The sequence below is a fragment of the bacterium genome, assembly GCA_026129405.1.
In the GTDB taxonomy this organism is placed as follows: Bacteria; Desulfobacterota; Binatia; order DP-6; family DP-6; genus JAHCID01.
The window spans coordinates 57396-78974 of sequence record JAHCID010000012.1 but is presented as its reverse complement, the minus strand read 5'-3'; the positions used below and the strand labels follow the sequence as shown (position 1 = coordinate 78974).

The 21579-nt window shown below is 68.6% G+C and carries 23 protein-coding genes and 10 tRNA genes; 26 read left to right on the top strand and 7 right to left on the bottom strand.

Features of this window, described 5'->3' with window-relative positions; genetic code table 11:
* Positions 1 to 114 precede the first annotated feature (114 nt).
* On the top strand, positions 115 to 501 hold the full coding sequence (locus KIT14_25595) for a hypothetical protein (GenBank protein ID MCW5893892.1): 387 nt from the start codon (positions 115 to 117) through the stop codon (positions 499 to 501).
* Between the two features lie 11 nt (positions 502 to 512).
* On the opposite strand, the gene KIT14_25590 is transcribed toward KIT14_25595, so the two are convergent.
* From KIT14_25590 to KIT14_25580, 3 genes are all read right to left on the bottom strand, one after another.
* Positions 513 to 695 carry a hypothetical protein gene (locus KIT14_25590; protein MCW5893891.1) on the bottom strand — a complete coding sequence of 61 codons (183 nt, stop codon included), beginning with the start codon at positions 693 to 695 and terminating at the stop codon, positions 513 to 515.
* Between the two features lie 117 nt (positions 696 to 812).
* Positions 813 to 1277, bottom strand: a complete 465-nt coding sequence (locus KIT14_25585; GenBank protein MCW5893890.1) for a response regulator — start codon at positions 1275 to 1277, stop codon at positions 813 to 815.
* Positions 1274 to 2281, bottom strand: coding sequence for a sigma-54-dependent Fis family transcriptional regulator (locus tag KIT14_25580; protein MCW5893889.1), 1008 nt, complete (start codon positions 2279 to 2281; stop codon positions 1274 to 1276). Before KIT14_25580 ends, KIT14_25585 begins: the two co-directional genes overlap by 4 nt.
* A 145-nt stretch (positions 2282 to 2426) precedes the next feature.
* On the opposite strand from KIT14_25580, the gene rph reads away from it, so the two are divergent.
* The 6 genes from rph (at position 2427) to KIT14_25550 (ending at position 4216) form a co-directional block, all read left to right on the top strand.
* Positions 2427 to 3185, top strand: a complete 759-nt coding sequence (gene rph, locus KIT14_25575) for a ribonuclease PH (protein MCW5893888.1) — start codon at positions 2427 to 2429, stop codon at positions 3183 to 3185.
* Positions 3182 to 3778 (top strand): RdgB/HAM1 family non-canonical purine NTP pyrophosphatase, encoded by a 597-nt coding sequence (gene rdgB / locus KIT14_25570; GenBank protein ID MCW5893887.1) that lies wholly within the window; start codon positions 3182 to 3184, stop codon positions 3776 to 3778. The genes rph and rdgB overlap by 4 nt, the downstream gene beginning before the upstream one ends.
* 48 nt (positions 3779 to 3826) lie before the next feature.
* Positions 3827 to 3903, top strand: a tRNA-Pro gene (locus tag KIT14_25565).
* Between the two features lie 6 nt (positions 3904 to 3909).
* Positions 3910 to 3983, top strand: a tRNA-Arg gene (locus KIT14_25560).
* 48 nt (positions 3984 to 4031) lie between these two features.
* Positions 4032 to 4107, top strand: a tRNA-His gene (locus KIT14_25555).
* A 36-nt stretch (positions 4108 to 4143) separates the two neighbouring features.
* Positions 4144 to 4216, top strand: a tRNA-Lys gene (locus KIT14_25550).
* 181 nt (positions 4217 to 4397) lie between these two features.
* On the opposite strand, the gene KIT14_25545 is transcribed toward KIT14_25550, so the two are convergent.
* Positions 4398 to 5579, bottom strand: coding sequence for a D-alanyl-D-alanine carboxypeptidase (locus tag KIT14_25545; GenBank protein MCW5893886.1), 1182 nt, complete (start codon positions 5577 to 5579; stop codon positions 4398 to 4400).
* A 363-nt stretch (positions 5580 to 5942) separates the two neighbouring features.
* Here KIT14_25545 and KIT14_25540 point away from each other — a divergent pair, with 363 nt between their 5' ends.
* Together KIT14_25540 and KIT14_25535 are read left to right on the top strand one after the other, a co-directional pair.
* Positions 5943 to 6491: a DUF882 domain-containing protein gene (locus KIT14_25540; GenBank protein ID MCW5893885.1), complete on the top strand. Its 549-nt coding sequence runs from the start codon at positions 5943 to 5945 to the stop codon at positions 6489 to 6491.
* Between the two features lie 22 nt (positions 6492 to 6513).
* Positions 6514 to 6834: a hypothetical protein gene (locus tag KIT14_25535; protein MCW5893884.1), complete on the top strand. Its 321-nt coding sequence runs from the start codon at positions 6514 to 6516 to the stop codon at positions 6832 to 6834.
* On the opposite strand, the gene KIT14_25530 is transcribed toward KIT14_25535, so the two are convergent.
* Entirely contained in the window at positions 6815 to 8023 is a 1209-nt protein-coding gene (locus KIT14_25530) for a HAMP domain-containing histidine kinase (GenBank protein MCW5893883.1), read from the bottom strand. The two genes, KIT14_25535 and KIT14_25530, sit on opposite strands and share 20 nt — an antisense overlap.
* Before the next feature lie 230 nt (positions 8024 to 8253).
* Between KIT14_25530 and KIT14_25525 the strand changes: the two genes are divergently transcribed.
* From KIT14_25525 to argC, 13 genes are all read left to right on the top strand, one after another.
* The gene (locus KIT14_25525) at positions 8254 to 9039 is read left to right on the top strand and encodes a hypothetical protein (protein ID MCW5893882.1); all 786 of its coding nucleotides are present in this window, start codon (positions 8254 to 8256) and stop codon (positions 9037 to 9039) included.
* 26 nt (positions 9040 to 9065) lie between these two features.
* Positions 9066 to 9467 carry a VOC family protein gene (locus KIT14_25520; GenBank protein MCW5893881.1) on the top strand — a complete coding sequence of 134 codons (402 nt, stop codon included), beginning with the start codon at positions 9066 to 9068 and terminating at the stop codon, positions 9465 to 9467.
* Positions 9468 to 9570: 103 nt separating this feature from the next.
* Positions 9571 to 9650 (top strand) — tRNA-Leu (locus KIT14_25515).
* Between the two features lie 27 nt (positions 9651 to 9677).
* A complete protein-coding gene (tig, locus tag KIT14_25510) occupies positions 9678 to 10988 on the top strand; it encodes a trigger factor (GenBank protein MCW5893880.1) in 1311 nt (436 codons plus the stop codon).
* A gap of 37 nt (positions 10989 to 11025) precedes the next feature.
* On the top strand, positions 11026 to 11631 hold the full coding sequence (gene clpP / locus KIT14_25505; protein ID MCW5893879.1) for an ATP-dependent Clp endopeptidase proteolytic subunit ClpP: 606 nt from the start codon (positions 11026 to 11028) through the stop codon (positions 11629 to 11631).
* Between the two features lie 9 nt (positions 11632 to 11640).
* The gene (gene clpX, locus KIT14_25500; GenBank protein MCW5893878.1) at positions 11641 to 12894 is read left to right on the top strand and encodes an ATP-dependent Clp protease ATP-binding subunit ClpX; all 1254 of its coding nucleotides are present in this window, start codon (positions 11641 to 11643) and stop codon (positions 12892 to 12894) included.
* 47 nt (positions 12895 to 12941) lie between these two features.
* Entirely contained in the window at positions 12942 to 15413 is a 2472-nt protein-coding gene (lon, locus tag KIT14_25495) for an endopeptidase La (GenBank protein ID MCW5893877.1), read from the top strand.
* Positions 15414 to 15508: 95 nt separating this feature from the next.
* Positions 15509 to 15781 (top strand): HU family DNA-binding protein, encoded by a 273-nt coding sequence (locus tag KIT14_25490; protein MCW5893876.1) that lies wholly within the window; start codon positions 15509 to 15511, stop codon positions 15779 to 15781.
* Between the two features lie 10 nt (positions 15782 to 15791).
* Positions 15792 to 15863: transfer RNA gene (locus KIT14_25485), tRNA-Val, on the top strand.
* A 98-nt stretch (positions 15864 to 15961) separates the two neighbouring features.
* Positions 15962 to 16035, top strand: a tRNA-Asp gene (locus tag KIT14_25480).
* Positions 16036 to 16080: 45 nt separating this feature from the next.
* A complete protein-coding gene (rplM, locus tag KIT14_25475) occupies positions 16081 to 16509 on the top strand; it encodes a 50S ribosomal protein L13 (protein ID MCW5893875.1) in 429 nt (142 codons plus the stop codon).
* Positions 16510 to 16526: 17 nt separating this feature from the next.
* Positions 16527 to 16925, top strand: a complete 399-nt coding sequence (rpsI, locus tag KIT14_25470) for a 30S ribosomal protein S9 (GenBank protein MCW5893874.1) — start codon at positions 16527 to 16529, stop codon at positions 16923 to 16925.
* A gap of 41 nt (positions 16926 to 16966) precedes the next feature.
* On the top strand, positions 16967 to 18013 hold the full coding sequence (gene argC / locus KIT14_25465) for an N-acetyl-gamma-glutamyl-phosphate reductase (protein ID MCW5893873.1): 1047 nt from the start codon (positions 16967 to 16969) through the stop codon (positions 18011 to 18013).
* Positions 18014 to 18027: 14 nt separating this feature from the next.
* Here argC and lptG read toward each other — a convergent pair whose 3' ends face one another.
* Both lptG and lptF read right to left on the bottom strand, forming a co-directional pair.
* Positions 18028 to 19125 (bottom strand): LPS export ABC transporter permease LptG, encoded by a 1098-nt coding sequence (gene lptG, locus KIT14_25460; GenBank protein MCW5893872.1) that lies wholly within the window; start codon positions 19123 to 19125, stop codon positions 18028 to 18030.
* Positions 19122 to 20312 (bottom strand): LPS export ABC transporter permease LptF, encoded by a 1191-nt coding sequence (gene lptF / locus KIT14_25455; protein MCW5893871.1) that lies wholly within the window; start codon positions 20310 to 20312, stop codon positions 19122 to 19124. Before lptF ends, lptG begins: the two co-directional genes overlap by 4 nt.
* Before the next feature lie 33 nt (positions 20313 to 20345).
* Here lptF and rlmB point away from each other — a divergent pair, with 33 nt between their 5' ends.
* The 4 genes from rlmB to KIT14_25435 all read left to right on the top strand — a co-directional run bounded on the left by rlmB (position 20346) and on the right by KIT14_25435 (position 21567).
* Positions 20346 to 21080: a 23S rRNA (guanosine(2251)-2'-O)-methyltransferase RlmB gene (rlmB, locus tag KIT14_25450; protein ID MCW5893870.1), complete on the top strand. Its 735-nt coding sequence runs from the start codon at positions 20346 to 20348 to the stop codon at positions 21078 to 21080.
* A 188-nt stretch (positions 21081 to 21268) separates the two neighbouring features.
* Positions 21269 to 21344: transfer RNA gene (locus KIT14_25445), tRNA-Thr, on the top strand.
* Between the two features lie 53 nt (positions 21345 to 21397).
* Positions 21398 to 21480: transfer RNA gene (locus KIT14_25440), tRNA-Tyr, on the top strand.
* 14 nt (positions 21481 to 21494) lie between these two features.
* A tRNA-Gly gene (locus KIT14_25435) sits at positions 21495 to 21567 on the top strand.
* The last annotated feature ends 12 nt before the right edge of the window (positions 21568 to 21579 follow it).

Genomic DNA, 21579 nt, shown 5'->3' with positions numbered 1-21579 from the left:
GCCGCGGCGCGGAGTCGGACGCGCCGGGGGATGAGCGGCTCACCTGATACGGCGCCGGGAAGTCACGCCTCCAGGCGGTTGAGGTCGAGTGCACACCGTGTCACGCGGCACGGCATGGGCGCTGCGGTCTCGAGCGGCCGACGGGACGGCGCGATGCGATCGCGCATGGCCGGCGGCGTCGCCATGCGAACGGTGCATGCCGGTCGGATGATGCGGCGTTCCGCGCACGGATCAACCGGTACCGATGCGCAAGGCGAGCGCCGCCTGCTGCTCGCGGTGCTCGAAGACGCCGTACGCACGATGCTCAAGCACACCGGCGCGACGCGGGGACGCCCGGGGACCCTGCTGCGAGAGGCGCTCGCCTGGGTGGCGAGCGATGCGCGCGACGATTGCTTTCGCTTCGCACGCATCTGCGAAGCGCTCGACATCGATGCCGAGCGCCTACGCGGGCGGGTGCTTGCCCGGGTGCGCGCCAGCGCGCGGCCCGGGCAGCTCCACTAGGCCCGATCGGGTCAGCGCGCCGCGGTCTTGCGGGCGGCCTTGGCGCTGCTCTTGCGGAGCTTGTCCTCGAGCGCCTCGGCAACGAACTCCATCACGGAGATGCCCGTCTGCACGCAGAAGAGCTTGATCTCGCGGTGCAGCCCCTTCGGGATGCGCGTGGCCAGTTGGATCAGGACGTCGTCTTCCTTAGCCATTTGTGACTCCTCCCTGCACCCCAATCGGGGGGCAACGGGAGTTTTATAGCTTAGTAAGGCAGCGGTAGCAATGCCGTCTCAAGCCCCGTGTCGGTTCCAAAATTCAGACTATGTTATCTACCTGTCGTCCGATTCGCTGCGATCATGCGTAGCTGACTTGAGGTTGCGTTCGACGGTCTCGAGCTGTCGCGTCAGCTCCACGATGTGAAGCTGGGCACGCACCCGCGCGGACAGCTCGTGGCGGTCGATCGGCTTGGTGAGGAACTCGCTGACACCTAGCCGCATGCCCTCCTGTCGGGTGTCGATGTCATCCTTCCCAGTGAGGAGAATGATGGGGAGCTTGCGTCCGACGTCGGTGGCTCGCAGAGCCGCGCAGACCTCGAAGCCGCCCATTTCGGGCATGACCACGTCTAGGAGGAGCAGCGTCACCGGCTCGCGGGCGATGATCGCCAGCCCTTCCTTGCCGCTCGTCGTCCGCAGCGTGCGATGGCCGTCGCGCTCGAGGAGCGTCGCGGTGAGCGCACAGGTCGCGGCGTCGTCGTCGACGACCAGGATCAAGGGCGTGTGAACCGGGGTGCTCATTCGAGGGCCTCCGACCCGTCGTCGGCCTCGGGACCGCGACGACGGCGTAGCTTGGCGACGAGGGTGGTGCGCTTCAGTCCCAGCAAGCGGGCGGCTGCCTGCTTGTTCCCCTTCGTGCGCCGCAGGGCCTCCTCGATGAGGCGGTTCTCGAACTCCTCGACGGCCGTGTTGAGATCGAGACCGCCCTCACCCAGCGTGGGCCGGGGGATCTTCTTCTCGGATATGAGCGAACGAATGGCCGGTGGCAGATGTTGGACCGCGATGAGGCCGTCCTCGGACAGGATGACCAGGCGTTCGAGCAGATTCTCGAGCTCACGGACGTTGCCGGGCCAGTCGTACTCCCAGAGGTGCACCATCGCCTCTTCGTTGATGGCGACGGGGCGTCCGGTCCTCTTGCGGTTGTGCTTCTCGAGGAAGTGCCGGACGAGGAGCGGGATGTCCGAGCGGCGTTCGCGCAGCGGCGGCATCACGATCGGAATGACCTGGAGCCGGTAGAAGAGATCCTCGCGAAAGCGGCCCGCATCGACCTCGGCGCCGAGGTCCTTGTTCGACGCCGCCACGACGCGGACGTCGACCTTGAAGGAGCGGTCGCCGCCGACGGGACGCAGCTCGCGATCCTGCAGGACGCGCAGCAGCTTCACCTGGAGGGTGGGGTTCATCTCCCCCACCTCGTCCAGGAAGATCGTGCCGCCGTTGGCGAGCTGGAACATGCCGGCGCGCGCGCCGACGGCGCCCGTGAAGGCTCCGCGCTCGTGGCCGAACATCTCCGACTCGAGCAGCTCGGCCGGGATGGCGCCGCAGTTGACGGGGATGAACGGCCGATCGGTGCGCTGACTGTTCGCGTGGACGGCGCGCGCCACCAGCTCCTTGCCGGTGCCGCTCTCCCCCATGATCAGGATGGTCGCATCCGTCACGGCGACCTTCCTGATCAGCTGGCCGATCTTCTGGATCAGCAGATGCTCGCCGATCAGTGCCGGTGCGGTGTCAGTGGGGTTGGTGCTCACGGTACCTCGTGGGAGTCTGCGTGGGTTTTCACCTTTCAGGTGCTCGATTCATCTCGCAAGCAGCGTTTCGACCGCGCGGCGCGCCGTGCTATGCGCTCGCGCATGCGTCCTGCCGCACAGGGGCTATATCGGTCGCTTCGTGGCGATGGTTGAATCCCGACGAGCGGGTCGGCCCGATGGTCGTCGTCCCGCGGAGCTGCGCCCCGTTCGGTGCACGCCGGGGTTCCTGCCCGATGCCGAGGGGTCCGTCCTGATCGAGACCGGCTCCACCCGCGTCATCTGCACCGCGACGGTGCAGGAATCCGTGCCCGGGTGGATGCGCGGCAAGGGCCGCGGCTGGGTGACGGCCGAGTACGCGATGCTGCCGCGCAGCTCCCCCGAGCGTATCGAGCGCGAGCGCCGCGGCCCAGGCGGCCGCACCCAGGAGATCCAACGCCTCATCGGGCGTAGCCTGCGGGCCGTCGTCGACCTAGGCGCCCTCGGCGAGCGCGCCGTCCTCGTCGATTGCGACGTCCTGCAAGCCGACGGCGGAACCCGCACCGCGTCCATCACCGGCGGCTTCGTCGCCCTGGCGATCGCCTTCCAGCGGCTCGTCGGGAACGGACTCCTGCCGCGCCTGCCGCTCACCGGCAGCGTCGCCGCGGTGAGCGTCGGCGTCGTCGACGGCAAGGTGGTGCTCGACCTGCCGTACGCCGAAGACCACCGCGCCGAGGTCGACCTGAACCTCGTCATGACCGGCGCCGGACGCTTCATCGAGGTGCAGGGAACGGCCGAGGGCCGCCCCTTCACCGACGCGCAGCTCGGACGGATGCTGGCCCTGGGCCGCGAGGGCATCGCCACGTTGACGGGGATGCAGCGCACGCTCCTGCGCGAAGCCGGCGTCGACCTGCCGCGCGGCCGGTGAGCCCCGCGCGCATCGTCCTGGCGACGGCCAACCGCGGGAAGGTCGGCGAGCTGCGCACGATGCTCGCCGCCTGGCCGCTGCTCGAGGTGCGCGCGCTCGACGCCTTTCCCGTCTTCACGCTGCCGCCCGAGGACGGCGCGACGTACGAGGAGAACGCCATCTTGAAGGCTCGCGCCGTCGCGACGGCGACGGGCTGGCCCGCGCTCGCGGACGACTCCGGCCTCGAGGTGGAGGCGCTGGACGGCGCGCCGGGGCTCTACTCCGCGCGCTGGGCGGCGGACGACGCGGCCCGCATCGAGCGGTTGCTGCGGGAGCTCGCGGGCCGCGCCGATCGGCGCGCGCGCTTCGTCTGCGTGGTCGCGCTCGCGTGGCCGGACGGTCGCGTCGTCACGGCGACCGGCGCCTGCCCGGGCGTCATCGCCGGCGTGCCCGTAGGGCGGAGCGGCTTCGGCTACGATCCGATCTTCGTCGCCGATGCGCTGGGCCGTACGTTCGCGGAGGTCGCTGCCGCGGAGAAGGACGCCGTCAGCCACCGCGCGCTCGCGATTCGGGCGCTCGCGGCGCGTCTTCGCGAGGCCCCCAGCGTTGCGTGACGCCGGGGGCGCGTGCTACTGCCCACGCCCACGTATGGAGGTTGATGCCGGGGCGTAGCGCAGCCAGGTAGCGCACCTGCCTTGGGAGCAGGTGGTCGGCCGTTCAAATCGGCTCGCCCCGACCAGCGCTTGCGCCAGTAGCTCAGGTGGATAGAGCAACGGCCTTCTAAGCCGTCGGTCAGGGGTTCGAATCCCTTCTGGCGCGCTCCTCCTCGGTGATCCTCTCGACGCTGTGAAACGAATGACGACGGTGGTGAGTGTAGCTCAGTTGGTAGAGCACCGGATTGTGGCTCCGGGTGTCGAGGGTTCAATTCCCTTCACTCACCCCATCTTCGGGTGGGCCGCGTCCGCGTCCCACCCTTTTCGGGCCGCTAGCTCAGTTGGTAGAGCAGCTGACTCTTAATCAGCGGGTCGCAGGTTCGACTCCTGCGCGGCCCATAGCCTGACTCGACGCCTTTCGTCGCGTCGGTCGTCGTCGGAAACGGAAACGCCCGGGCAGCTCCTCTGCCCGGGCGTTTCCGTTTGCGGCCCTCGAAGCCGTCGCCGTTCGCGACGGCGCTGCTCGACACGGGGTCGAGCAGCGAGCGCCGCGCGCGGGCAGCAACGCGCGGCGCGGCGCCTACTCGAGGACGACGCGGGTGAACGCCGGGCCGTCGTCGGCACGCCGGTACGGCCAAGGCTCGGCGTTCCCGGCCGCGATGAGCGCGCGGACGAAGGCGTCCTGGCGTGCCCGGGCATCGGGCACGGGTACGAAGTGGTTCAGGATCGCGAACGTGACCTCGCCCCAGCGCCGCGTCCGCACGACGCCGACGAGGGCGCAGGCGCCGACGCCGCCGAACGTCCCCGTCTTGCCCACGACGGTGGCGGGATGGTCCTTCAGCCGCGCGCGCAGCGTGCCCTCGTCCACACCGGACACCGGCAGCACGGCGGTGAGCTCGAGCCCGTGGCGCCGCGTCTCCGCTTCGAGGGCCTGCACGATGAGCGCGGCTGCGCGCGGGCTCAGGCGGTTCGTCGTGCCGGCGCCGGCGCCGTTGTCGAGGACGATCTCGTCGCGCATCTCGGCCGGAACTGCGGCCTTTGCGATCGCCTCGACCGCCGGCGGACCGCCGATGGCGTCCGACAGGTAGTGGAAGACGTTGTTCGAGTAGCCGTTGAGCGCCTTCACGAGCGGGACGAGGGGCTCGGAGCGATGCGCGAGGAGCAGCGTCGGCTCGGTCTCACCTGTGGGCGCCGTGGCGGCGAACGCCAACCGCGCCTCGGCCAGCGAGCCGCGGGCGCTCCCGTTGGCGACCACCGCGTGCCACGCGACCTCGCTGTCCTTGCCGGTGAGCGCGTCGCGGATCCGGCGACCGTCGTCGGGTTTCCAGTTGAAGATGAGCGGGCCGCGCACCACGAGGTCGCCGTCGACGTTGCGGACGCCGAGCGCGTCGAGCCGGGCGAGGACGAGGAACGCGTTCTCCGAGACGAAGAAGGCGTCGTGACCGCCTTCGATGATGAGGTCCCCGCGCAGCCGGCCATCGACGACGGGGCCGCCGGCGAAGACGCGCGTCGTGAAGCGGTGCGTGGGGCCGAGGCGGGCGAGCAGGGCGAGCGTCGTCGGCACCTTCGACACCGACGCGGGGTGCACGGCGCGCTCGGCCATCTGCGACGCCAGCACCTCCCCGCTCGCGGTGACGACGTACACGCCCTGATCGGCGCCGACGAGATCACGCGCGGCGGCCTGGAGCGGCGGCTCGGCGTGTGCGAGCGACGGGACGGCGAGCCAGAGCGCGAGGACGCTCGCGAAGAGCCGGCGCGACATGAGTCGCCCGCAGGGTAGCGGTCGGCGCGCGTCCGGCGCAAGCGCGACTGCCGCCACGGTGCGCGGGCAAGCGCGGCGCAGCGCCGCGGGCGGTCGTCGCAGGCGGAGATCATCGACCCGGCGACTCCTGCGGGAGTGTACGGACCCGAGCCCTCGGTTGGGAAGCACGGCTTTGGGACGCACGGCTCGTGTGGGCGGTCGGGCGTCGCACGAGACCGGAGCGCGCGGCGTAGCGACCGATCAGGGTCCAAGGGTTGGCGGCGGCACCGCCATGGTGTAGACGCGCCGCTCAAGCCTGGCCCGTGCGTGACCGAAAAGACAACGCGGAGACCGCTCCCCGGGGGGAGGTTGATGATGGATGGGATGATGGGAGCCCACACGCGGCGTGATCTGCTGAAGGTCGGAGGTGCTCTCGCACTCGGCTGGATGCTCGGACCGGAGCTGGCGGAGGCGGCACGCTCGCCCGTGCGCACGCTGTCGCTCTACTCGATCCACACCGGTGAGTCCGTGCGCGCCGACTACTTCGTCGACGGGCGCTATCAGAGCGATCAGCTCGCGGCGATCGATCACGTGATGCGCGACCACCGCACCGGGACGATCCACCCGATGGATCCCGCGGTGCTCGATATCATGTACGCGGTACGCCGGGCGCTCGCGACCCCGGAGGCGTTCCACCTCGTGTCGGGCTTCCGGACCCGGCAGACGAACGAGCGCAACCGGCTCCGCAGGCGTCACTCGGGCGTCGCCAAGGATAGCTTCCACCTCTATGGGCGCGCCGTGGACATCTACGTGCCGTCGCGCGATCTGAGCCAGGTCCGCCGTGTCGCGCTGGCGTTGCGCGCCGGCGGCGTCGGCTACTACCCGCGGTCCGGGTTCGTCCACCTCGACACCGGGCCTGTTCGGACCTGGTAGAGGTGGGAGGCGCTCGGCCGGCGTGATCGGGTTCCTCCTCGCGCTGGCGCTGCTCGCGGCCCTCGTCGCCACCGGGGTCCGGCGCGGGCGGCGGGTCGCGCGCGAGCGCGCGGCGGCGCGGGCGCCGGGGGCTTCGATCGAGCGAGCGGTGGCGGTCACGTCGTTCGACGAGATGGACCTCGTGCTCGCCCGGCGTCGGTGTCCGTGCGGGGGCGCCTATGCGCTCCAGGGCGAAGGTACGCGCGACGCGGAGGAACGGCGCTATCGCGTCGCGCGGCTCGAGTGCCGGACCTGCGAGAGCACGACGGCCGTGTTCTTCGACGTCACCGCCCTGCGGCACTGACGCGCGTCGGCGGCAGGCGCACGACGAAGGTCGAGCCCCGGTTCCGGGCGCTCTCGACCTGGATGGAGCCGCCGTGTGCCTCGACGATCGCGCGCGACAGGTAGAGCCCGAGGCCCGTGCCCGGAATGCCGAGGTGGCGGTGGAAGCGGGCGTACTTTTCGAACACGTGCGCCAGCTGGTCCGCCGTGAGGCCGTGACCGCTGTCGGTGACGCACAGCAGACTGTCGCGTCCGTCGCGAGCGACGCGCACGCGGATGCGGCCCGCGGGCGGCGTGTACTTGATCGCGTTGCCGACGAGGTTCGCGACGACGCGACCGAGCTGGCGACGGTCGGCGTCGACCTGGACGGACGGCCCCTCGAGTGCGCAGGCAATGTGTTGCGCCTCGGCCCATGGCCGCAGCTGCTCGACGGTCTCGCGCGCGAGCGCGGTGAGGTCGAAGGCGCTGCGGTGGAGCCACGGCGTCGCCTGCTCGATCGCCGTCAGGTGCAGCGTGTTCGAGACCAGGTCCGCGACCGACGTCAGCGCCTGCGTCACCGAGTCGGCGAGGCGTTTCAGCTCCGTGTGGCCGCCGGCGACGAGCGCGTCGCCGAGCATCTCGGTGTAGCCCAGCGCCACGGCCACCGGGTTGTTGATGTCATGGCGCAGCATGGCGAGGAACTCCTCGCGCGCTTCGCGTCGCGCGGCGTCGAGTGCCAGTGCGGCCGACGTCGCCACGATGGCGAGGAGGCGCCGCATCGCCTCGCTGTCCTCGTCGCCCGTGCCGCGTACGAATAGGAAGCCGCTCGTGACGTCGCGCACTCGCGTGGGCGCACAGAGGAGCCAGTCGCCCGGTGCACCGGCGAGGCCGGGCAGGGGCGCCGTCTCGAGCGCCGTCGGCTCGGTCTGCTCGAGCAATGCGGTCAGGCGCGCGGCGTCGAGGAATGCCTCGCTCGCGGGTGGGCCACCCTCTGGGGCCATGGCCTCGAGCCGGCAGACGCGGCGCTGGTGGTCGACCGAAGCGTAGGCGACGAGGTCGACAGGCCGCTCGGCCCAGACGAGCTCCACGAGGGCACGGCAGGCGGAGGCGAAGTCCGGGACGTGGGCGAGGCGGTCGTTCAGGGCGCGTAGAAACGACAGCTCCTCGATCTTCTCGAGCAGTGCCGCCTCGGTCGTCCCGCGGCGCGCCGTCGCCTGGAGTTCGCCACGCATGGAGCCGGACGGCGAGAGCAAGGCCCATGCCCGGCGTCGATCGCCCGGCGCCGAGGATGGGCCCGTCGTCTCGGCCCCGGAAAGCGTCACGACGTTGACGGCGTGCTGGCCGGCGCAGCGCCCGCTCTGCTACAGCCCTCTCCATGTCGCCGAAGATCTCGCACGTGCTTCTGGCCCTTCTGCTGGCCTGCGCTCCGAGCGCAGGCGCCGCGCCGGTTCCGACGGCCGGGATGCCGACGCTGTTTGCGAGCGGCGTCGCCGGACCGGAAGGGCTGGCGTTCGAGCGCGGCAACCGGGGACTCGTCGTCGGCACGTCGACGGGCGACGTGCTGCGCTTCGCGCCCGACGGCACGTCGACGCTGCTCGCCAACGTCGGCGAGCCGCTCGCCGGCGTCAGCGTGCTGCGCGACGGGCGGATATTGCTCGCGTCGTTCGGGGCGGGGCGCGTGTGGAGCGTCGATCCGGCGACCGGCTACGCGAGCGTCTACGCGGGCGGCGTGCCGGGCGTGAACTGGATCGTCCAGACCAAGCGCGGGTACGTTCTCGCGAGCGCGTCGCTCGACGGTACGATCGTCGACATCACGGGCGGGACGCCGATCGTGCGCGCTGCAGGCCTCGGGTTTCCGAACGGGATGGCGCTCGGCGGCGACGGATACCTGTACGTGGCGCAGACCGGCCTCGGGAACGTGGTGCGCCTGCCGATCGCGCGCGACGGCACGCTCGGCAGCGCGACGGTGTGGGGAACCGGCATCGCGGGTGCCGACGGCATCGCGTTCGATCGCCGCGGCAACCTGCTCGCCGTCGGCGCCGACACCCTCTGGGTCGTGCCGTCCGGGGGCGGGGCGGCGGCAGCGCTGTCGACGGACCCGCTCCTCGACTGGCCGGCGAGCGTGGCGTTCGGCGGAGGGCGCTTCGGTCGCGACCTCTACCTCGTCAACTTCGGGTTCCCGCTCGGCAGCGGCACGACCGTCGTGCGCGTGCCGTACAATCTGCGGGGCGCGAAGGTCGTCCGCTGAGCAGCCGGGCGTGACGGCGGCCTGACATGGACCGGCCGGTTCACATCGCCGGGCTCGACCACGTCGTGCTGCGCTGTCGCGACCTCGACCGCACGCGTGCGTTCTACGAGCATGTTCTCGGCTGCGTGGAGGAGCGGCGCGTGGAGGCGATCGGCCTCGTCCAGCTACGCGCGGGGGCGAGCCTCGTCGATCTCGTGCCCGATGCCAGCAGCGCACCGCGCGAGGCGGCGAACATGGATCACGTCTGTGTCGCCATCGCACCGACGGGAATGGACGACGTGCTCCGCTGGCTCGCGGCGAACCACGTCGAGACCATCGGCGAGCCGACGACCCGCTACGGAGCGCGCGGGTACGCGCTCTCGATCTACCTGCGCGATCCGGAGGGCAACGTCGTCGAGCTGGCGATGCCGGACGGCACGTCGCGCTGACGGCGACAGTACGCGTTTGCGGGCATCGCCGGGCGCCGCGTTGGCTTGTCTTGCACGAGGGCCGTTGTTAAGGGTGTGAGCCCTGGGTTCGGACCGGCACGACGCGAGAGTGGCGGAACTGGCAGACGCACGAGACTTAGGATCTCGCGGGCAACCGTGGGGGTTCGAGTCCCCCCTCTCGCATTGCCCGACGCGCCGAGCATGAGTCGCATGGAGTCAGCCAAGAGCACCCTCGAAGAGGTCGGTCCGAGCCGCAAGCGGCTCGCGATCGAAGTCGCTGCCCCCACCGTCACGCGCGAGCTCGATCGCGCGTTCTCGCTCGTCGGCCGTCAGGCGCGCCTTCCGGGGTTCCGGCCAGGGCGTGCGCCGCGCCACGTGCTGGAGCGCATGTTCGGCGAGCAGATCCGTCGCGAAGTGCTCGGGCGGCTGGTCGAGGAGTCGTTCCATCACGCGGTGCACGAGCACCGGCTCGCGATCATCGGCACCCCCGAGATCGACGCCGACGTCATCACGCCCGGCGAGGCCCTCAAGTACTGCGCTCTCGTCGACGTGCGGCCGGTCATCGATCTCCGCGACCTCGCGACGGTCGAGGCCTCGCGCCCGCACATCGCGGTGCAGGAGGCCGACGTCGACCGTGTCGTCGAGCAGCTGCGTGAATCGGTGGCCCAGCTCCGGCCGGTCGAGCGTGCGATGGTCGAGTCGGGTGACGTCGTCACCGTGAACGTGACGACGCGCTTTCCCGAGGCGGAGCCACAGCGGCGCGAGAACGTCATGCTCGAAGCCGGTGGTGGCAGCTTCCCGCAGGCGCTCGAACGGCAGCTGGTCGGGCAGTCGCGAGGCGCCCAGGTGACGATTGCCGTGCCGTATCCGGCCGACTATGCGAACGCGTCGCTCGCGGGGAAGACGGCCGAGTTCGACGTCGAGGTCGTCGACCTGCGCGAGAAGGAGCTGCCGGCGCTCGACGACGACTTCGCGCGCGATCATGGGCGGTCGGAGTCGCTCGGCGATCTGCGCGGTAGGATCCGCGCCGACCTCGAGCGGCAGGCGGCGGCGCGGGCCGATGCGCACGTGCGCGAGGCGCTCATCGACCAGCTCGTCGCGCAGCATCCGTTCGAGGTGCCGTCGTCGCTGGTGGACCGTCGTTGTGACGCCATCCTCGCGAGCCTCGACTTCCGCGTCCCGCCCGGCGCCGACGCGGAGGCGGCGCTCGAGGCGGCACGCACCGAGCTGCGGCCGCGTGCCGAGCGCGACGTGCGTGCCGAGCTCGTGCTCGACGCGATCGCCGAGCGCGAGGGGCTGTCGGTGGGCGACGCCGAAGTCGAGCAGGAGATCGAGGCGGTCGCAGCTCGGGAGGGGCAGGCACCCGAGCGCGTCCGCGCGTACTATCAGCGTCCCGAGGCCCAGGCCGCGCTGCGCGCGCGGCTGACCCGCGTGCGGGCCCTCGAACGTGTGGTGGAGCGCGCAAAGATCATGCCTGCTGCGGAGGCTGAGCAAGTTGCCCGTGAGAACCAAAGCCGGTAGTATCCACGACGGTCGGGAAGATTCCGACTCCGGGCCGATGCAAGCCAACCTCGTCCCCATCGTCATCGAGCAGACCGGCCGCGGCGAGCGTGCGTACGACATCTATTCACGCCTCCTCCGCGATCGCATCATCCTCCTGGGCACGCCGATCGGCGACGACATCGCCAACCTGATCGTCGCCCAGCTGCTCTTCCTCGAATCCGAGGATCCGGAGAAGGACATATACCTCTACATCAACTCGCCCGGCGGCTCCGTCACGGCGGGTCTCGCGATCTACGACACCATGCAGTACATCCGGCCGGAGGTGTCGACGATCTGCCTCGGCCAGGCTGCCAGCATGGCGGCGTGGCTGCTGGCGTCGGGTGCCAAGGGCAAGCGCTACGCGCTGCCGCACGCCCGTATCATGATCCACCAGCCGCTCGGCGGCGTGCAGGGTCAGGCGGCTGACATCGACATCCAGGCCCGGGAAATCCTTCGCCTCCGCGAGCAGATGAACAACATCCTCGTGAAGCACACGGGCCAGAGCCTGAAGAAGGTGGAGAAGGATACCGACCGGGACCTCTTCATGACCGGGAAGCAGGCCGTGGAGTACGGTATCGTGGACGAAGTCATCGTGAGCCGTCCCGGCAAGCTCAAGGTCTAAGGGGGCGAAATGGCCAAGCACGGGGACGACCGCACCGGCAACCTCGTCTGCTCGTTCTGTGGCAAGAGCCAGGACGAGGTTCGCAAGCTGATCGCGGGGCCGACGGTCTACATCTGCGACGAGTGCATCGACCTCTGCAACGACATTATCGCCGAGGAGTGTGACCAGGAGGAGGCGATCGCCTCAACGTCCGCGGTCCCGAAGCCCTCGGAGATCAAGAAGGTCCTCGACCAGTACGTGATCGGTCAGGAGCGCGCCAAGAAGATCCTCGCGGTCGCGGTCCACAATCACTACAAGCGCATCGACTCTCAGCTGGTGACCGGAGACGTCGAGCTGCAGAAGTCGAACATCCTCCTCATCGGTCCGACCGGCTCGGGCAAGACGCTGTTGGCGCAGACGCTGGCTCGCTTCCTCCAGGTGCCGTTCGCGATCGCCGACGCCACCAGCCTCACCGAGGCGGGATATGTCGGTGAGGACGTGGAGAACATCATACTCTCACTGCTTCAGAACGCCGACTACGACGTCGAGAAGTGCCAGCGCGGGATCGTCTACATCGACGAGATCGACAAGATCGCCCGCAAAGGCGACAACCCCTCGATCACCCGGGACGTTTCGGGCGAGGGCGTGCAGCAGGCGTTGCTGAAGATCATCGAAGGAACCACCGCGAGCGTGCCCCCGAAGGGTGGCCGCAAGCATCCCCAGCAGGAGTTCCTCCAGGTCGACACCACCAACATCCTCTTCATCTGCGGCGGGGCCTTCGTGGGCCTCGAGGACCTGATCCGTCGGCGGATCGGGGTCAAGGGGATGGGGTTTGGTGCCGATATCCGTCGCAAGGACGACAAGGGAATGAGCGAACTGCTCGAGGAGGTCCAGACCGAGGACCTGCTGAAGTTCGGACTCATCCCCGAGTTCGTCGGCCGACTCCCAGTCATCGCGACGTTGCAGGAACTCGACGAAACGGCCCTGGTGCGCATCCTCCGTGAGCCGAAGAACGCGCTCACGCGGCAGTACCAGAAGCTGTTCGAGATGGAAGGCGTGCATCTCCGCTTCACCGACGGTGCCCTCGGCGCGATCGCGCGCGAGGCGCTCAAGCGGAAGTCCGGCGCGCGTGGTCTGCGGGCGATCATGGAAAACATCATGCTCGACGTGATGTACGACATCCCCTCGCAGCCCAACATCAAAGAGGTCCTGATCTCCGAAGAGGTCGTGACGAACCGCGAGCAGCCGATCGTCCTCTACCAGAAGGCGGCCGAAACCGCCTGAGCCCGGCCGTTCGAGTCCGGCCCTGATCGGGAAACGGGGGATCGTGGATGCTGTTCCGAAACGACAAGCGTGATCCGCAGAATCCTGCCGGTGGCAACGACCTGCGGGTTCCGCTCCTGCCTCTGCGGGACATCATCGTCTTCCCACACATGGTCGTGCCGCTGTTCGTCGGCCGGCAGAAGTCGATCCGTGCGCTCGAGGAGGCTGTCAACAAGCAAAAGTTCATTCTGCTTGCTGCACAGAAAGACGCCAAGACAAACGAGCCCGCCGAGGACGACATCTATCGCGTCGGCACGCTCGGCACGGTCGTGCAGCTGCTCAGGCTCCCCGACGGCACCGTCAAGGTGCTGGTCGAGGGCAAGCAGCGCGCCCGCATCGCGAAGTACCTCGATCACGGCGAGTTCTTCCTCGTCGAGGCAGACCCGATCCACGAGACCTGCGACAAGACCACCGAGGTCGAGGCGCTGGTTCGCAGCGTCAACGCGGCCTTCGAGAACTACGTCAAGCTGAACAAGAAGATCCCGCCGGAAATGATCATGTCGGTGGCCTCCATCGACGATCCGGCGCGGCTCGCCGATACCATCGTCGCGCACCTGGGGATCAAGCTCGAAGACAAGCAGACGCTCCTCGAGCTTTTGAACCCGGCCGAGCGCCTCGAGAAGGTGCTCGGCTTCATGCGGTCCGAGATCGAGATCCTCGAGGTCGAGAAGCGCATCCGCTCCCGGGTCAAGAAGCAGATGGAGAAGACCCAGAAGGAGTACTACCTCAACGAGCAGATGCGTGCGATCCAGAAGGAACTCGGTGAGAAGGACGAGTTCAAGAACGAGATCCAGGAGCTCGAGGAGAAGATCAAGCAGAAGAAGATGACCGCCGAGGCCCGGGAGAAGGCGGAGAAGGAGCTGAAGAAGCTCAAGATGATGTCACCGATGTCGGCCGAGGCCACCGTGGTCCGGAACTACATCGACTGGCTCATCTCGCTCCCGTGGCAGGAGTACACCGAGGACAAGCTGGACATCGCCGTCGCCGAGACGGTCCTCGAAGAGGACCACTTCGGCCTTGAGAAGGTGAAGCAGCGCATCCTCGAGTACCTGGCGGTTCAGAGCCTCGTCGGACACCTGAAGGGGCCGATTCTCTGCCTCGCGGGTCCTCCGGGAGTCGGCAAGACGTCGCTTGGTCGCTCCATTGCGCGCTCGACGGGTCGCAAGTTCATCCGCATCTCGCTCGGCGGCGTGCGGGACGAAGCCGAGATCCGGGGTCACCGTCGTACCTACATCGGCGCGCTGCCCGGCAAGATCATCCAGTCGATGAAGAAGGCCGGCTCGTCCAACCCGGTCTTCCTGCTCGACGAGATCGACAAGATGTCGACGGACTTCCGCGGCGACCCGTCGTCCGCGCTCCTCGAGGTCCTCGATCCGGAGCAGAACAACACCTTCAACGACCACTACCTCGACGTCGACTACGACCTGTCGAAGGTGATGTTCATCACCACCGCGAACAACCTCGAGCGCATCCCGAGGCCCCTGCTGGATCGCATGGAGGTCATCCGGATCGCGGGGTACACCGAGGTCGAGAAGCTCAACATCTGCAAGCGCTACCTCGTGCCGAAGCAGCGCGAGGCGAACGGCCTCCAGGAAAAGAACATCACCTTCACCGATTCGGCCCTCATGGCCCTCATTCGTCACTATACGAAGGAGGCTGGGGTCCGCGGACTCGAGCGCGAGGTGGCGGCGGTCTGCCGGAAGGTCGCGGTCGAGGTGGTGAAGAAGGACCGCGACGCCCACATCCGCGTCACGCAGAAGTCCCTGGTGCCCTACCTCGGCCCGCCGCGGTATCGGTACGGGAAGGCCGCCGTCGAGCAGAAGATCGGCGTGTGTACCGGCCTCGCGTGGACCGATCTCGGTGGCGAGCTGCTGCCGACCGAGGTCGCGGTGTTGCCTGGCAAGGGTAAGCTCATCATTACCGGCCGTCTCGGTGAAGTGATGCAGGAGTCGGCCCAGGCGGCCATGAGCTACGTGCGCTCGCGCGCCGACGAGCTCGGACTCGAGCGGGATTTCTATCAGAAGCTCGACCTGCATATCCATGTTCCCGAGGGTGCCATTCCGAAGGACGGGCCGTCGGCGGGCATCACGATGGCGACGGCGCTCGTCTCCGCGCTCACCCGTATTCCCGTCGCGAACGACGTGGCGATGACCGGCGAGGTGACGCTGCGCGGCTTCGTGCTGCCGATCGGCGGCCTCAAGGAGAAGGTGCTCGCAGCGCACCGCGGTGGCATTCGCCGCGTGCTGATCCCGATCGAGAACGAGAAGGACATCCGGGATATCCCCGCGGCGGTGCTGAAGACGGTGCGGATCGAGCTGGTCGAGCACATGGACCAGGTGCTGCGGAAGGCGCTCGTTCTCGAGGATCCGGAGTCGTGGCTCCGCAAGCCGCCGGCCGGCGCGACCAGCGTGCCGCCGGGGGATGCGACGACGCCCTTCTCTTCGCCGGCAGACACCGATAGCGACATCGTCACGCACTGACCGTTCGTTGCGCGAGCACGTACGAAGGCATTCGGATTGACAGTCCGTATGTCGGTTGCTAGACGAGCCGCTCGCAAGCGGGAAGGGGAGGGGCGATGACCAAGGCCGACTTGATCGAATCCGTCGCCAGCAAGCTCGATCTGCCGAGAGGTCAGGCGGAGCGCGCGGTGAACGTCGTGTTCGACGACATCGAAGAAGCGCTCGCCAAGGGTGTGAAGGTGAACATTTCCGGATTCGGGACCTTCGCGGTTTCCGAGCGTAAGGCACGGACCGGACGTAACCCGAAGACGGGTGAGGCGATTCAGATCGCCGCGTCCAAGTCGGCCAAGTTCAAGCCCGGCAAGTCGCTGAAGGACCGCTTGAACTGAGCTCGCGCTCGGGCGGTTAGCTCAGCGGTAGAGCATCGGCCTTACAAGCCGAGGGTCGCGCGTTCGATCCGCGCACCGCCCATCGTCGACGTCGGGCGCGTCCGATGGGCGGAGCGGAGATGCCGTCCCACTGGGATTGCAAGACGCTTCAGGTTCGGGTAGTCACGCCCGCTGCACCACGGGGTCGTAGTTCAGTCGGTTAGAACGCCGGCCTGTCACGCCGGAGGTCGCGAGTTCGAGTCTCGTCGGCCCCGTTACACAATTTATTTTTCTTCGGGAACACGATGCCGACGACACGAATGACGAGGAGCCTCACCACTGAAGAGGCACGGGATGCGCGCCACTGGTTCATCGCGGATGCGGATGGGCAGGTGCTGGGGCGCTTGGCCTCGCGGGTGGCGCGGGTGCTGCGCGGCAAGGAGAAGCCCGGCTTCACGCCGCACGCCGACACGGGCGATTTCGTCGTCATCGTGAATGCGGAGAAGATCCGTCTCACGGGCAAGAAGCTGGCGGACAAGGTGTACCGCCGCCACTCCGAATATCCAGGCGGCCTGCGTTCGGCGACCGCTGCCGAGGTACTTGCCAAGCAGCCCACCCGCATCATCCACGAGGCGGTCGAGGGGATGCTCCCCAAGAATCGGCTCGGGCGGCAGCTGGCCACCAAGCTGAAGGTGTACGCCGGCTCCGATCACCCTCATCGGGCACAGAAGCCCGATCCGCTTCCCTGAGTGCAGGAAGGTACGAGATGAGCGCAGAGCAGCAGGTCACCTGGGGAACGGGAAAGCGGAAGTCGTCGGTCGCGCGGGTGCGGCTGATGCCTGGCGACGGTGCGGTCATCGTCAACAAGCGCACGCTCGAAGACTACTTCGGGCGCGAGACCTCGCGGATGATCGTGCATCAGCCGTTCGAGATCACCGAGACGAAGGGCCAATACCGCGTCGAGGTGAACGTTCAGGGCGGTGGTGTGGCGGCGCAGGCAGTCGCGATTCGCCATGGCATCACGCGCGCGTTGCTCGAGGTGAGCCCGGAGCTGCGTTCCACGCTCAAGAAAGCAGGCTTCATCACGCGCGACTCGCGTGAGGTGGAGCGCAAGAAGTACGGGCGCCACAAGGCGCGCAAGCGGCCGCAGTACTCGAAGCGCTGAGCCGCGTTGCCTGCGGCGTGCGCGTCGCATAGGTTCCGCCCATGTCCTCGGCCTCGCGGGACGATCGGCGTGTGCCGGTCGCGGTGCTCGGAGCCACCGGTTACGCCGGCGTCGAGCTGCTGCGGATACTGGCGCGGCACCCGCACGTCGCGCTGGCGTTCCTCTCGTCGGAGCAGTACCGCGGCAAGCGCGCGTCGGACGTCTACCCGTTCCTTCGCGGGGTCGTCGATGCGCCGCTGGCCGATCCGAGCACGGTCGCTGGAGCAGGCTGCGCGATCGGATTCACGGCGCTGCCGCACGGGGCCGCTGCGCCGCACGTTCGCGCGTTGCTCGGGGCGGGGGGGCGGGTGATCGACGTATCGGCCGATTTCCGGCTGCGTGATCCCGCGGTGCACACACGATGGTACGGCGACCATCCCGCGCCGGATCTCCTCCGCGAGGCGGTGTACGGCCTTCCGGAGCTCGGGCGCGATGCGATTCGGGGCGCGCGGCTCGTGGCGAACCCCGGATGCTATCCTACCGGCGCGCTGCTGGGCCTCGCGCCACTTGCGCGTGCGGGCTTGGTCCGCGGTCCGGTGATCGTCGACTCGAAGTCGGGGACGACGGGCGCGGGGCGGAGTGCGAAGGTAGAGCAGCTGTTCGCCGAGGTGAACGAGAACTTCCGCCCCTATGCCGTCGGTCGTCACCGACATCAGCCGGAGATCGAGCAGGAGCTGCGCGTCGCCGGCGGGGCCGGCGGCATCGTCTTCGTGCCCCACCTGCTGCCGGTGAACCGCGGAATCCTGAGCACGATGTACGTCGCGATGCCTGACGGGCGCCCCGACCTCGACGCGATCTTCGGCGACGCCTATTCGGACGAGCCCTTCGTCGTGCTCCGCGGCAGTGAGCCGCCGGAGCTGCGGGAGGTGCGCGGGACGAACCGTGCGAGCATCGGGTGGTTCTGGGACGAGGCCGCCCGCCAGGCGATCGTCGTCACCGCGATCGACAACCTGGGAAAGGGCGCGGCCGGCCAAGCGGTCCAGAACATGAACCTCCTGCTCGACCTGCCCGAGACGACGGCGCTCGAGACGCCGGCGCTCGTGCCCTGACGCCCGGCCGGGCGTCAGTCGTTGCCGAGCAGGTAGTAGCCGGCGAGCAGCGCGAAGAGTCCGTTCGCGGTCCAGGCGGCGAGAAGGGGTGGCAATGCGCCGTTTTGTCCGAGCGCGCGCGCGAACGCGAGCACGATGAAGAACGCGAAGCCGAGCGTGAACCCGAATCCTGCCGCGGCGGGCAGGCTCGTGACGCGCGACCCGCGAGCGACGAGGGGTACCGCCACCAGCATCAGCACGACGCTGGCCGCGGGGAGCGCGATCTTGAGGTAGAGATCGACCCAGCTCTCGGAGACGTCGACACCCTTGCCTCGGAGCGTTGCGATCTGGCGTCGCAGCATGGCGTAGCTGAACTCCTCCGGCTCGACCGAGACGACCCGGAAGTCGTCCATGCTCTCGGGGAGCTCGAAGCCCGGTGGGGAGCCATCGACGTCACGGACACCGTCGGGGGTGAACTCACGCGTGTATGCGCCCACGATGTCCCAGCGCTGGCCGTTCCAGGCCGCGGCGGCGGCCTGGATCATGCGTGTCGGGCGGAAGTCGGGTCCGACCTGATAGATCGTGAGACCGAAGAGCATGCGGCGCCGGTAGCCGACGCGGGCGATGTTGTAGAAACCCGCCTTGCCGTGAAACCAGACCTCGCGTCCGGTGAACGAGCTGGCGGAGCGCTTCTTCTTGATCTCCTGGTTCCATATCTGGTGCCAACGGCGCGCGCTCGCAGGCACGACCGTCTCGCTCCAGACGAACGTGCCGATGCTGATGAGCATGGCGACGGCGACGAGGGGGGCCAGCACTTGCCAGATGCTGACGCCGCACGCGCGCAGCGCGACGAACTCGTTGCTGCGCGCGAGCAACCCGAGACCGACGAGCGCGCCCGCGAGCACGGCCAGCGGCGTCACGTGGGTGACGACGAGCGGCACCTTGTAGAGAAACACCCGCAGGATGTCCCAGGCCGACGCGTCGTGTTTCAGGAACTCGTCGAACTGATCGAAGAACTCGGCGATGATGTAGATGGCGACGAACGCGACGAGCACGAGCGCGAAGGAGCGGAGGAACTCCCGGCGGAGATGGCTGCCGATGACCGGCAGCATCTGGCGACGCCAGCGCCTCACGAGGCACCCCCACGGGCGACCGCGCGGGTGAGTCGGAGGCGGAGTGCATCGCCGAGCTCGTGCATGCGCTCGCCGAGGAGCGGCTGCTCCCGTGCCGCTCGGCGCAACAGCAGGACGCCGAGCGCGCCGAAGCCCAGGTTGGGAAGCCAGAGACCGACGACGACCGGGACTGCACCCTGCTCGGCGAGCGCTTGTCCTGCCGACAGCAGGATGTAGTAGCCGAAGATCACCGCGAGGCTCACGGCGAAGCCACGTGAGCGAACCGCACGAGCGGGCTCGATGCCGAGGGGAACGCCGACCAGGCCGAACACGATGCATGCGAACGGGATGGCGAACTTGCGGTGGAACTCGACCAGCTCGGCCTCCACGGGCTCGCCAGCGTCCCGCTTCTCGGCGATGGTGGTGATCAGCTGCCCCATCGGCATCTCGCGCGGCTTGGCCTCCTCGTCCTGGAGCCCGGACAGCGCCTCGCGCAGATCGAGATTGACGTCGTAGGATTCGAAATCGGTCTGATAGTCGGCACCACCCTCCGCGTCGGTCGTGTGGATGCTGCCGTCGCGGAGGCGCAGGGTGATGGTCTGCGCCTGGACGTCCGACAGCATGACGCCCTCGCGGGCGAACACCGTGTTGCGCTGGAGGGGGTCTCGGTCGTCCGAGATGAGGACGCGGAGGAGCCGATCGTCCTTGCCGTCGATCTGCTCGGCATAGATCACGAGGCCGGGGAACTCTTCGTTGAAGACCTGTGGCTTCAGCCCTGCGGCAGCATGCGTCCGTGCGATGTCGAAGAGGGCCCAACGCAGCGAGCGGTTGCCCCAGGGGCGCGCGACGATGGACAACGCGAAAGTCAGCAAGGCGCAGGCGAGGACGAACGTGGCGACCGGTGGGGCGAGCTGGTAGAGGCTCAAGCCGGAGCTGCGGAAGGCGACCATTTCCGAGTCCGCCGACAAGCGACCGAAGGCGATGAGGATGGCGAGCAGCATCGCCATCGGAACGGTGACCTCGAGGAAGGACGGCATCAAGTACCCCAGCAGCTCGAGGATGCGCAGCGGGGGGAGTCCGCGGTTGACGACGAGCTCGATCAGTTTCAGCAGCCTGGCGAGCAGCAGGACGAACGTGAAGATCGCCAGCCCGAGCAGGAACGGAACGAGGATCTCGCGGAGGATGTACCGATGAAGGATCTTCCCCATGGGGGGAGGGCGGTGCCGCGGAGTTTCTAGCCGATGCCCCGTGAACGGACAACCGACGAGCCGCTCCTCGTCTGCGGACCGAACGCGGTCCTCGGTCTCCTGCGCAGCGGCGTCGCCGTCGATCGCGTGTACGCGCTCGCCGGCCAACGTATGCCGGCGATCGTCGCGGCGGCTCAGGCGTGCGGGGCAGCCATCCAGACGGTCGACCGGGCGAGCCTGGATCGTACCGCACGCGGAACCGGTCATCAGGGTGTCGTCGCGCTGGCGGCGCCCTTTCGCTACGCCGCTCTGGAGGACTTGGCGGATGCGCCGAACGTCCTCGTGCTCGACGGGGTGCAGGATCCCCGCAATCTCGGTGCGCTTCTGCGCAGTTCCAGGGCGGCCGGCGTCTGCGGCGTCGTCCTGCCGCAGGATCGGAGCGCTGCCGTGACGCCGGTCGTGGCGACCGCCTCCGCCGGGACGTTGTTCGACTTGACGATTGCGCGCGTCCCGAACCTGGTCCGCGCCATGGAGAGCCTGAAAGGGTGGGGGTTCTGGACCATCGGGCTGGTGCCCGGGGCATCGCGGACGCTCTGGGAGCTCGATCCGCCGCCGCGACCCGCACTGGTGGTGGGCGGCGAAGGGGCGGGGCTTCGGCAGCTGGTCCGGCGGGCGTGCGATTTCGAGGTCACGATCCCCATGGCCGCCGGGGTGGAGTCGCTGAACGTGTCCGTGGCGGCGGCGGTGGCTCTCTTCGAGCTCCGGCGCCGCGGTGCGCTGGGGCCATAACGCCCCGCCGGCCCGGTCGTTTCGTTGACACTCTATAGGGCCGGTGTTATCAGTCGGCGCTTCGCCGCGGTCGGGGAATACCCGCCTTTGGGGCCGTGTCCTGCGGTCCCGAATGGCGCACGCACACGGGACGTCCACACCCAATGACAACGATAGCACTGCGCAGCGGCGCCACGCCGGTGCGGCGGGCCGATGTAGCTCAGGAGGTAGAGCAGCTGACTTGTAATCAGCAGGTCGTCGGTTCGACTCCGACCATCGGCTCCATGCAAGGGCGTGCGGCAGTGTGTGCGGAGGCTGCGCGCGTGATCGGCATGACGGGAGAGGTGCCCGAGCGGCCAAAGGGAGCAGACTGTAAATCTGCCGGCGTATGCCTTCGAAGGTTCGAATCCTTCCCTCTCCACTCGGCAGCACCATGCGGGAGTAGCTCAGCTGGTAGAGCACGAGCCTTCCAAGCTCGGGGTCGCGGGTTCGATCCCCGTCTCCCGCTCGCCACGACGAC

Coding starts and splice junctions, on each gene's coding strand:
- KIT14_25595 (MCW5893892.1), top strand. CDS start 115: ATGGGCGCTGCGGTCTCGAGCGGCCGACGGGACGGCGCGATGCGATCG.
- KIT14_25590 (MCW5893891.1), bottom strand. CDS start 695: ATGGCTAAGGAAGACGACGTCCTGATCCAACTGGCCACGCGCATCCCG.
- KIT14_25585 (MCW5893890.1), bottom strand. CDS start 1,277: ATGAGCACCCCGGTTCACACGCCCTTGATCCTGGTCGTCGACGACGAC.
- rph (MCW5893888.1), top strand. CDS start 2,427: ATGGTTGAATCCCGACGAGCGGGTCGGCCCGATGGTCGTCGTCCCGCG.
- KIT14_25545 (MCW5893886.1), bottom strand. CDS start 5,579: ATGTCGCGCCGGCTCTTCGCGAGCGTCCTCGCGCTCTGGCTCGCCGTC.
- KIT14_25540 (MCW5893885.1), top strand. CDS start 5,943: ATGATGGGAGCCCACACGCGGCGTGATCTGCTGAAGGTCGGAGGTGCT.
- KIT14_25530 (MCW5893883.1), bottom strand. CDS start 8,023: ATGCGTGGCGAACTCCAGGCGACGGCGCGCCGCGGGACGACCGAGGCG.
- KIT14_25525 (MCW5893882.1), top strand. CDS start 8,254: ATGCCGACGCTGTTTGCGAGCGGCGTCGCCGGACCGGAAGGGCTGGCG.
- KIT14_25520 (MCW5893881.1), top strand. CDS start 9,066: ATGGACCGGCCGGTTCACATCGCCGGGCTCGACCACGTCGTGCTGCGC.
- tig (MCW5893880.1), top strand. CDS start 9,678: ATGGAGTCAGCCAAGAGCACCCTCGAAGAGGTCGGTCCGAGCCGCAAG.
- clpP (MCW5893879.1), top strand. CDS start 11,026: ATGCAAGCCAACCTCGTCCCCATCGTCATCGAGCAGACCGGCCGCGGC.
- clpX (MCW5893878.1), top strand. CDS start 11,641: ATGGCCAAGCACGGGGACGACCGCACCGGCAACCTCGTCTGCTCGTTC.
- lon (MCW5893877.1), top strand. CDS start 12,942: ATGCTGTTCCGAAACGACAAGCGTGATCCGCAGAATCCTGCCGGTGGC.
- KIT14_25490 (MCW5893876.1), top strand. CDS start 15,509: ATGACCAAGGCCGACTTGATCGAATCCGTCGCCAGCAAGCTCGATCTG.
- rplM (MCW5893875.1), top strand. CDS start 16,081: ATGACGAGGAGCCTCACCACTGAAGAGGCACGGGATGCGCGCCACTGG.
- rpsI (MCW5893874.1), top strand. CDS start 16,527: ATGAGCGCAGAGCAGCAGGTCACCTGGGGAACGGGAAAGCGGAAGTCG.
- argC (MCW5893873.1), top strand. CDS start 16,967: ATGTCCTCGGCCTCGCGGGACGATCGGCGTGTGCCGGTCGCGGTGCTC.
- lptF (MCW5893871.1), bottom strand. CDS start 20,312: ATGGGGAAGATCCTTCATCGGTACATCCTCCGCGAGATCCTCGTTCCG.
- rlmB (MCW5893870.1), top strand. CDS start 20,346: ATGCCCCGTGAACGGACAACCGACGAGCCGCTCCTCGTCTGCGGACCG.